The organism is Neisseria sp. HMSC065D04, from assembly GCF_001815675.1.
GTDB lineage: Bacteria > Pseudomonadota > Gammaproteobacteria > Burkholderiales > Neisseriaceae > Neisseria.
Genome location: NZ_KV821473.1, coordinates 40135 through 49594 on the forward strand (window position 1 = coordinate 40135; position 9460 = coordinate 49594).

At 57.1% G+C, this 9460-nt stretch carries 8 protein-coding genes; 6 read left to right on the top strand and 2 right to left on the bottom strand.

What is annotated here, in order from left to right:
• Nucleotides 1–691: 691 nt before the first annotated feature.
• Both HMPREF3050_RS01285 and HMPREF3050_RS01290 read right to left on the bottom strand, forming a co-directional pair.
• Nucleotides 692–2257: a SulP family inorganic anion transporter gene (locus HMPREF3050_RS01285; RefSeq protein WP_070773183.1), complete on the bottom strand. Its 1566-nt coding sequence runs from the start codon at nt 2255–2257 to the stop codon at nt 692–694.
• A gap of 295 nt (nt 2258–2552) precedes the next feature.
• Nucleotides 2553–3227, bottom strand: a complete 675-nt coding sequence (locus HMPREF3050_RS01290; protein ID WP_070773184.1) for a carbonic anhydrase — start codon at nt 3225–3227, stop codon at nt 2553–2555.
• 432 nt (nt 3228–3659) lie between these two features.
• Between HMPREF3050_RS01290 and HMPREF3050_RS01295 the strand changes: the two genes are divergently transcribed.
• From HMPREF3050_RS01295 to HMPREF3050_RS01320, 6 genes are all read left to right on the top strand, one after another.
• Nucleotides 3660–4901 (top strand): aromatic amino acid transporter, encoded by a 1242-nt coding sequence (locus HMPREF3050_RS01295; RefSeq protein WP_070773185.1) that lies wholly within the window; start codon nt 3660–3662, stop codon nt 4899–4901.
• Between the two features lie 104 nt (nt 4902–5005).
• Nucleotides 5006–5470, top strand: a complete 465-nt coding sequence (locus HMPREF3050_RS01300; protein WP_049223250.1) for a DUF7832 domain-containing protein — start codon at nt 5006–5008, stop codon at nt 5468–5470.
• Nucleotides 5467–6045 carry a D-glycero-beta-D-manno-heptose 1,7-bisphosphate 7-phosphatase gene (gmhB, locus tag HMPREF3050_RS01305; protein WP_070773186.1) on the top strand — a complete coding sequence of 193 codons (579 nt, stop codon included), beginning with the start codon at nt 5467–5469 and terminating at the stop codon, nt 6043–6045. Before HMPREF3050_RS01300 ends, gmhB begins: the two co-directional genes overlap by 4 nt.
• A gap of 83 nt (nt 6046–6128) precedes the next feature.
• Entirely contained in the window at nt 6129–6863 is a 735-nt protein-coding gene (locus HMPREF3050_RS01310; RefSeq protein ID WP_070773187.1) for a lysophospholipid acyltransferase family protein, read from the top strand.
• Between the two features lie 33 nt (nt 6864–6896).
• The gene (locus tag HMPREF3050_RS01315) at nt 6897–7592 is read left to right on the top strand and encodes a M48 family metallopeptidase (RefSeq protein ID WP_070773188.1); all 696 of its coding nucleotides are present in this window, start codon (nt 6897–6899) and stop codon (nt 7590–7592) included.
• 357 nt (nt 7593–7949) lie between these two features.
• Nucleotides 7950–9350 (top strand): L-serine ammonia-lyase, encoded by a 1401-nt coding sequence (locus tag HMPREF3050_RS01320; RefSeq protein WP_003768281.1) that lies wholly within the window; start codon nt 7950–7952, stop codon nt 9348–9350.
• The last annotated feature ends 110 nt before the right edge of the window (nt 9351–9460 follow it).

The window sequence follows — 9460 nt, forward strand, 5'->3', positions numbered from 1 at the left end:
CCAACCCTCTCCCGCCGGACGGGAGAGGGGGTAGATTACTGAATGCCGCCGTTACTGCTTTTTAGTGTCGTATTGAAGCGATAATAAATTTAAAGTGTCGGAATGCAACAAGGTCATCTGAAAAGCTCGAAATAGGTTTTTCAGACGACCTTTTTTCAGCTACGGCAACCTTATCCCTTCCCCCGTCTATCGGGGGAAGGTTAGGATGGGGGTGGCTTGCGGATATACGGCATAAAGGGCAAGAGCCACCCTCTCCCCAACCCTCTCCCGCCGAACGGGAGAGGGGCGGATTCTCGTGGGCAAAGCCCACACTACGATTGTTATCCCTCAAATCAACACAAAAAATTCCGCTATGGGTTTTCTCCAACTTTAGGCATTGCCCGACGGTGTGGCGTGGGCTTTGCCCGCGAATCCTGCTGTTTTTTTTAGATATTTCGTTATGTTTCTTTTCTGTCGGACGAAACAGCCGATTCATCAGCCGCCGTCATTCCCGCGCAGGCGGGAATCCAGACTCTGAAAGGCCGCTGCAATTTTTAAAGATTTCCCTAGCTTCCAAAACCTAGATTCCCGCCTGCGCGGGAATGACGAAGCCGGTATTTTCCATTTGCATCTGCTAAAGAGGCCGTCTGAAAAGCCCAAAACAGGTTTTTCAGACGGCCTCTTTCTTCTCCTGCTGTCTCCAACCCGACTTCTAAATACTCGCGCTATGCCCTACCCGCACATGGCTGTGGTGGTCGCGGCCTTCGTGGTCGTAGTCGGATTTGAAGCCTTTGAGTATGACGTCTATGTCGTTTTCTTTGGCAAAGACGTTGGCGAAGTCTTCAATCAGTTCCAATACGTCGCCGGCGATGTAGGACGAGCGTTCGGCGTTGATGGTTACTTTGGAACCCGGACGGATGTTTTTCAGGGTTTTCTTGATGGCGGCTTTGTTCAGGAACGAGACTTCTTCCGCCAGTTCCAAGCTGATTTCGTCGGCTTCGGCGAGTTCTTCGCGGCTGAGGTAGTAGGCGCGTTTCATGTTGCCCTGAAGAATGAAGATGATGCTGATGGCGAGCCCGATGCCGACGCCTTTGAGCAGGTCGAGCGTGACGACTGCGGCGAGGGTGGCGGCGAAGGGGATGAACTGGTACAGCCCTTTATGCCAGAAATGCAGGAGGGTGGCGGGTTTTGCCAGTTTGTAGCCCACCAGCAGCAAGACGGCGGCGAGGGTGGACAGGGGTATCATGTTGAGGATAAAGGGAATCGCCAAAACGCACACCAGCAACAGGACGCCGTGGATAACGGCAGAGAGTTTGTGCGTCGCGCCTGCATTGGCGTTGGCGGACGAGCGCACAACGACGGAGGTGATGGGCAGGCCGCCGATAAGCGAGCTGACGATGTTGCCTGCGCCCTGCGCGCGCAATTCGCGGTTGGTGTCGGTAATGCGGCGGCGGGTGTCGAGGCGGTCGGCGGCTTCGATGCAAAGCAGGGTTTCAATCGAGGCGACGATGGCGATGGTGATGCCGGTCATCCAAACGTAGCTGTTGCCGAAACCTGAAAAGTTGGGCAGCGTGAGCATCCCTGCGGCTTCGCGCCATGTGTCGGGGACGGGCAGTTGGACGAGTTGTCCGGCGGGAATGGCAAGGCTGCTGCCGCTGGCGATAAACCATTGGTTCATCAGTATCCCCGCACCCACGGCAACCAGCGCGGCGGGCAGGGCTTTGATGTTTTTCAACGCGGGGATTTTGTCCCATACGATTAGGATTGCCATCGACACGCCCGCTACTAAAAGAGAACCTGTGTGGATGTCGGCGAACAGGGCGGCGGGGTCGGCGAGGCTGCCGCTGCTGCCCAAGGCAAACGGAATCTGTTTCATGATGATAATCACGCCGATGCCCGCCAACATGCCTTCGATAACGGACACGGGGATGTATTCGGCAAGGCTGCCGGCACGGATAAAGCCGAGTAAAAGCTGGATGGCACCGGCGATTAAGCCCGCACACAGAAACAACTCGAACGAACCGAGTTCGGTAATCGCGGCAAGGATAATCGCCGCCAAGCCCGCGGCGGGGCCGGAAACGCTGATGTGCGAGGTGCTGAGTGAACCGATGACGATGCCGCCGACGATGCCCGCCAACACACCGGACAACGGCGGCGCGCCGGAAGCAAGCGCGATGCCGAGGCACAACGGCAGGGCGACGAGGAAGACGACCAGTCCGGAAGCGAAATTGGACTTAAACAGGCTGCCCAAAGCTTGTTTTTTCTGATGGGGTTTCATGGTGAGGGGTACTCCTGATGTGTGTGTTTGTGTGTATGTTTTTTTGTATGGATGAAGCAGGGTTTCGGGAGGGAAAGAGGGAAAGGCCGTCTGAAAAAAATCGGACATAACGGATAACCTTATTTTTCAGCCGCCGGACAAACGCACCCGCCGTCCTTCCCGCGCAGGCGGGAATCCACCTTTGGGAAACGGTTTATCGAGTTTCACAAATATTGTTTATCGTCCGAACGGATTCCCGCCTGCGCGGGAAAGGCGGCATTTTTCCAAGCGATATTTTCAGACGGCCTCCGGCCTATCAACCCGCTTTCTTGCGCGCGTTGACCACCCATTCGGAATCGGTGAGGTCGTAGATTTTTTGAATGTCGGCGAGAATGTTTTTGAAATCGATGTTCAAATCGATGAGGCGGCCGGTACGCAGGTCGAAGACCCAGCCGTGCACGATCGGATAGCCGTCGAGCAGGTAGCGTTCCTGCACGCACGCCATTTTGATGACGTTGAGGCACTGCTCCTGCACGTTCAATTCGACCAAGCGATCGTAACGCAGGTGTCCGTCCTCAATCGCATCCAATTCTTCCTGATGCAGGCGGTACACGTCGCGGATGCTGCGCAGCCACGGGTTCATCGAACCCAAATCCTGCGGCTTCATCGCCGCTTTGATGCCGCCGCAGTTGTAGTGGCCGCAGATGATGATGTGTTTGACTTTCAGATGCGACACGGCGTATTCGATGGCGGAGGCGGCGTTCAAATCCAGACCGTGCACAAGGTTGGCGACGTTGCGGTGCACGAACACTTCGCCGGGTTCCAGCCCCATCATCCCTTCCGCCGCGACACGGCTGTCGGAGCAGCCGATGTAGAGGTATTCGGGGTTTTGCCCGTCGGCAAGTTCTTTAAAATAATCGGGATACTGCTGTTTTTTCTGCTCCAGCCATTTGCAGTTGTTTTCAAAAATGACTTCGTATGATTGGCTCATTGCCGATTCCTTTCCTTGATATATTGTGTGTTTGTGTGTTTCAGAGTTGCCGCCTGCCTGAAGGTTCAGCGGCGCACCTGCATTGCGGTTTAAAAAACGGCATCGTACGACATCGTGCCGCCGGATGGAAAAGCCGGAACCCGCGTGCGGCGGCAAGGCGCCCCGCGCAAGCCGGACGGTTGAGTGAGAAAGGAATAAACCCGTAGATTCGGGGCGTTTTATTGGTTATCGGCCGCCCCGTTTTTTAGAAAAACCGGCATTGTAGGCAGCCAAAATTAGAGAAAAATTAGCCCCGTGCGCCAAGGCTGTCTGTAAAGAAGCCATAACACGGTAAGAGGCCGTCTGAAATCATTTTTTCAGACGGCCTCCTTACTAATCCTTACGCTTTACGGCATAATGGCGGACACGTTTTTTGCAGGAGGGAGATAAATAATGTCTGCCAAAACCCCGTCGCTCTTCGGCGGCGCCATGATTATCGCCGGTACGGTCATCGGTGCAGGTATGCTTGCCAACCCGACCGCCACGTCGGGCGTCTGGTTTGCCGGTTCGCTGATTGTGTTGCTTTACACTTGGTTTTCCATGCTCTCCAGCGGCCTGATGATCCTTGAAGTCAACACCCACTATCCGCACGGCGCCAGCTTCGACACCATGGTCAAAGACCTGCTCGGACCGATTTGGAACGTCATCAACGGCGTTGCCGTCGCCTTCGTCTTATACCTGCTCACCTACGCCTACATCTTCGTCGGCGGCGACTTGACCGCCAAAGGGCTGGGCAGCGCGGTGGGAAGCGATGTTTCGCTCACCGTCGGGCAACTCGTCTTCTTCGGCATCCTCGCGTTTTGCGTGTGGGCGTCGGCACGGCTGGTCGACCGCTTCACCAGCGTCCTCATCGGCGGCATGGTGCTGACCTTCATCTGGGCGACCGGCGGGCTGATTGCCGATGCCAAACTGCCCGTCCTCTTCGACACCCAAGCCCCCGCAGGCACGAGCTACTGGATTTACGCCGCCACCGCCCTGCCCGTCTGCCTCGCTTCCTTCGGCTTCCACGGCAACGTCTCCAGCCTGCTCAAATACTTTAAAGGCGACGCGCCCAGAGTGGCCAAATCCCTCTGGGCAGGCACACTGGTCGCGCTCGTGATTTACGTCCTGTGGCAAATCGCCATCCAAGGCAACCTGCCGCGCAGCGAGTTCGCCCCCGTCATCGCCGCCGAAGGGCAAGTCTCCGTCCTCATCGAAACCCTGTCCAAGTTCGCCCAAACCGGCAGCATGGACAAAGTATTGACCCTCTTCTCCTACATGGCGATTGCCACTTCCTTCCTCGGCGTAACGCTCGGCCTCTTTGACTACATCGCCGACATCTTCAAATGGAACGACAGCGTGTCCGGCCGCACCAAAACCGCCGCCCTCACCTTCCTGCCGCCCCTGATTTCCTGCCTGCTGTTCCCGACAGGCTTCGTTACCGCCATCGGCTACGTCGGTCTGGCGGCAACCATTTGGACCGGCATCATCCCCGCTATGCTGCTCTACCGTTCACGCAAAAAATTCGGTGCAAGCAAAAACTACAAGATTTACGGCGGATTCGGACTGATGGTTTGGGTTTTCCTCTTCGGTGTCATCAACATCGCCGCGCAGGTATTGAGCCAGCTCGAACTCGTCCCCGTGTTCAAAGGCTGACAAGCAAATCGACACCCCGGAGGTCGTCTGAAAACAGATTTCAGACGACCTCTCCCGTTTTCCGTTACAATAAACACCCTCCGAATCACAGCACACGACCGTCCATGTACGACAACATCCGCTTCCACCTAGACGAAGAATATCCCGAAGGCCTGCCGTCCGAAAACGCCGCCACGCATATCGGCATGTACTGGATATGGGCGGCGCAGGCGGGGCTGGCGAATCCCGTTTGGCAAACCGCCCCCGAAAGCGCGGAAGATTTCGCCAATATGCTCAAAGGCAGAACCAGCGGCCGCCGCTTCCTGCTCAAACACATGGACGGCGCGCTCACGCCCGACGACTTCACCGAACAAGGGCAGAAATTCACCTCCTATTACTACGACAATGAAGAAGACGGCTACGGCGCATTTTTAGAAGACTACGTTCGCACCCTCGACACCCCGTCGCTTGGCGGCTTCTACCACGTCCCCAACACCCCCGAAATCTACAAACGCCTCAAACCCGTCTTTCAGGCAGCGTTTGAGCAATGGAAAAACCATTTGGAATCCCCTGTCGGAGAGCAACCGTGAAACTCATCATCCTCGACCGCGACGGCGTCATCAACCAAGACCGCGACGACTTCGTCAAATCCGTAGACGAATGGATACCCATCGAAGGCAGCATGGACGCCATCGCCTTTCTGACGCAGGCAGGCTACAACATCGCCGTCGCCACCAATCAATCCGGCATCGGCCGCAAATACTTCACCGTCCAAGACCTGACCGAAATGCACGCCAAAATGCACCGCCTCGTCCGTCAGGCGGGCGGCGAAATCGACGGCATCTGGTTTTGCCCGCACACCGCCGCCGACAACTGCGACTGCCGCAAACCCAAGCCCGGCATGATTTGCGACATCCTCGAACGCTTCAAAGCCGACCCTGCCGAAACCTGGCTGGTCGGTGACAGCCTGCGCGACCTGCAAGCCATGCACGAGGCTGGCGGCAAAACCGCGCTCGTCATGACCGGCAAAGGCAAGAAAACCCTGTCGCAACAGGAAAAAGAATTACCCGAAAACACCCAAATCTTCGAAAGCCTGCTCGCCTTCTCCCAATACATCATGCACGAAGCCGCACAAGACCGTGCAGACGGACAGGCAAACCCGTAAATACACGAGGTCGTCTGAAACCCTGTTTCGCCCCGTTTCAAGCACAAACAAGATTTCAGACGCCCCATCCGACAGGTAAAAACATGCTCCTCATCCGCAACCTGACCTACTGGTTCATCCTCAGCACCAGCCTGATTTTACTTTTCCCCTTCATGCTCCTCGCCCTGCCCGTCCAAGGCGGCGCGCACAAAATGGCGCAAATCTGGGTACGCATCCTCAACTGGTCGCTCAAACACATCATCGGACTCAAATACCGCCTCATCGGTGCCGAAAACATCCCCGACCGCCCCTCCATCATCTGCGCCAAACACCAAAGCGGCTGGGAAACCCTCGCCCTGCAAGAAATCTTCCCGCCGCAGGTTTACGTCGCCAAACGCGAATTGTTCAAAATCCCCTTCTTCGGCTGGGGCCTGAAACTCGTCAAAACCATAGGCATAGACCGCAGCAACAGCCGCGAAGCCAGCAAACAACTGATGGAACAAGGCATGGCACGCAAAAACGAAGGCTACTGGATCACCATCTTCCCAGAAGGCACACGCCTGCCGCCCGGCGAAAAAGGCCGCTACAAACTCGGCGGCGCGCGCATGGCGAAAATGTTTGAAATGGACATCGTCCCCGTCTCCCTCAACAGCGGCGAATTTTGGCCGAAAAATGCCTTCCTCAAACACCCCGGCACCATCACCGTCGTCATCAACCCCGTCATCCCCCATAACAGCGGTACGGAAGCCGAATTGATGGCGGAATGCGAAAAACGGATTGAAGCGCAACAACCCCTGATTGAAGGAAAAGGACCGTTTGCCGTCGCAAAGGTCGTCTGAAAACGCAAATTCGCCCCGACACCAACCCAATCCATGTCCCGACACTACGCCCACACCCTTTCAGACGGCCAGTCCATCCGAATCCGGCTCAAACGCAGCACCAAGAAAAACCTCATCCTGCGCCCCGTATCTCGCGACACCGTCAGCATCAACGTTCCCCCGTTTGTCAGCCATCGCACCCTCGCCCAATGGCTGACCGACAACGAACCCCTGCTGCGCCGTACCCTCGCCCAAGCTCCGACCGCCGCCGCATCCTCCGACACCCTCCCCGAATGGATTTGGTATCAAGGCGTTCAGACGACCCTGTCCGTCCACAACGGCAGCCACATCCAAATCAGGTCGTCTGAAATCCTTCTGCCTGAAAAAGAACCCTCCGCCCAACTGACCCACCTGCGCCGCTTCCTGCACGAACGCGCCCGCGAATACCTGCTGCCGCGCCTCGAACACCACGCCCGCACCACCGCCCTCATTCCCGCCGCGACCGCCCTCTCCAACGCCAAAACCTTCTGGGGCGTCTGCCGCCATACCACCGGCATCCGCCTCAACTGGCGGCTCATCGGCGCACCCGATTACGTCGCAGACTACATCTGCATCCACGAACTCTGCCACCTGCCCCACCCCGACCACAGCCCGCAGTTTTGGGCAACCGTCAACCGCCTCACCCCGCACACCCAAGCCGCCGAAACATGGCTGAAAGCCCACGGGCGCGAATTGTTTGCATTAGGCTAAAGAGTTCGACACGCCGATACATCAAGGTCGTCTGAAACCCCGTTTCGCCCGTTTCAAGCCCAAACAAGATTTCAGACGAACCAATCCATGATGGCTACGCGCAACAAATCATGCCAATCCGTCACAAACCATCCGCCCCACTATCCGCCCGCCCTGCAAAACAGGATAATGCCGTATACTTTTGCGACGGCAGCCCGCGCATCATCCGTCCGACAAAAAAGGCTAAAATACGCAAATACGCAGACTTTTAGACGCGTGAAAACGAGCCTTAATCCACGCGACACATCAAACCACCCGACAAACAGACAACATCCGCATCCCGCCACACAAACAGCCAACATTGAGGGAAAACACATCATGATCAGCATTTTCGACATTTTCAAAATCGGCATCGGCCCCTCCAGCTCCCACACCGTCGGCCCCATGAAAGCCGCCGCCGCCTTTTCAGACGACCTCAAACAATCGGGGCTGGACGCGCAAACCGAGCGCATCGTCATCGACATTTACGGCTCGCTGGCGCTGACAGGACGCGGACACGGCACATTCGACGCCCTCCTGCTCGGCTTGGAAGGCAGCCTGCCGCACGACATCCCCCTCGCCGACATCCCCGACCGTCTCGAACGCATCCGCACGCAACACATCCTCCGCCTCAACGGACGCGAAATCAGCTTCAACCCCGACAGCGACCTGAATATACGCGGCGACCAAGTGTTGCCCAAACACCCGAACGGACTGAATTTCACCGCCTACGGCAAAGACGGCGGCAAACTCAAAGAACAAATTTACTACTCCGTCGGCGGCGGCTTTATCGTTACCGATCAAGAGTTTGACCAACAAGCCGAACAAACGCGCCCAGTCCCCTACCCTTATACCAGCTGCGCCGAACTGCTCGCCCAATGCCGCATGAACCAGCTCGACATCTCCGAAGCCGTGTTAGCAAACGAAGCCGCGCTTGCCGGTTGCAGCGAAGCCGAAATCCGCCGCCGCGTCGCTGGCGTTGCCGACGTTATGGAAGGCTGCATCAAACGCGGGCTGGCGGCAGACGGCGAACTGCCCGGCGGCTTAAACGTCCGCCGCCGCGCCCCGCAGCTTGCCGCCAAACTCAAAGCCCTGCGTGAAACCGAAATCGTCAACACCCAGCTTTGGCCCATGGTTTACGCCATGGCGGTCAACGAAGAAAACGCCGCCGGCGGACGCGTCGTGACCGCCCCGACCAACGGTGCCGCCGGCATCATCCCCGCCGTCCTGCACTACTTCCGCAAGTTCAACCCGCACGCCACGCAAGAGCGCGTCGAAAACTTCCTGCTCACCGCAGGCGCCATCGGCATCCTCTACAAAACCAACGCCTCCATCTCCGGCGCGGACGTCGGCTGCCAAGGCGAAGTCGGCGTCGCCTGCTCCATGGCGGCGGGTGCATACGCCGAAGTCATCGGCGGCACGCCCAAACAAGTGGAAAACGCCGCCGAAATGGCAATGGAACACCATTTGGGCCTGACCTGCGATCCCGTCGGCGGATTGGTGCAAATCCCCTGCATCGAACGCAACGGCATCGCCGCCGAAAAAGCCCTCAAACTCGGCACCCTCGCCCTGCTGGAAGACGGCACGGACAAAAAAGTCTCGCTCGACGAAGTCATCCAAACCATGCTGCAAACAGGGCGCGACATGAAGTCCACCTACAAAGAAACCTCGCTTGCCGGACTCGCCATCACCCTCCAGAAAAAAGCCGTTCCCGTCTCCGTCCGCGTTGTGGAATGTTGAAAACGGAGCAGACAAAAAGGTCGTCTGAACATTTTGTTTTTCAGACGACCTTTTTGATGGATTCGACTCCTGCCGTATGTATAGTGGATTAACTAAATCAGGACAAGGCG

Coding starts and splice junctions, on each gene's coding strand:
- HMPREF3050_RS01285 (WP_070773183.1), bottom strand. CDS start 2,257: ATGAAACCCCATCAGAAAAAACAAGCTTTGGGCAGCCTGTTTAAGTCC.
- HMPREF3050_RS01290 (WP_070773184.1), bottom strand. CDS start 3,227: ATGAGCCAATCATACGAAGTCATTTTTGAAAACAACTGCAAATGGCTG.
- HMPREF3050_RS01295 (WP_070773185.1), top strand. CDS start 3,660: ATGTCTGCCAAAACCCCGTCGCTCTTCGGCGGCGCCATGATTATCGCC.
- HMPREF3050_RS01300 (WP_049223250.1), top strand. CDS start 5,006: ATGTACGACAACATCCGCTTCCACCTAGACGAAGAATATCCCGAAGGC.
- HMPREF3050_RS01310 (WP_070773187.1), top strand. CDS start 6,129: ATGCTCCTCATCCGCAACCTGACCTACTGGTTCATCCTCAGCACCAGC.
- HMPREF3050_RS01315 (WP_070773188.1), top strand. CDS start 6,897: ATGTCCCGACACTACGCCCACACCCTTTCAGACGGCCAGTCCATCCGA.
- HMPREF3050_RS01320 (WP_003768281.1), top strand. CDS start 7,950: ATGATCAGCATTTTCGACATTTTCAAAATCGGCATCGGCCCCTCCAGC.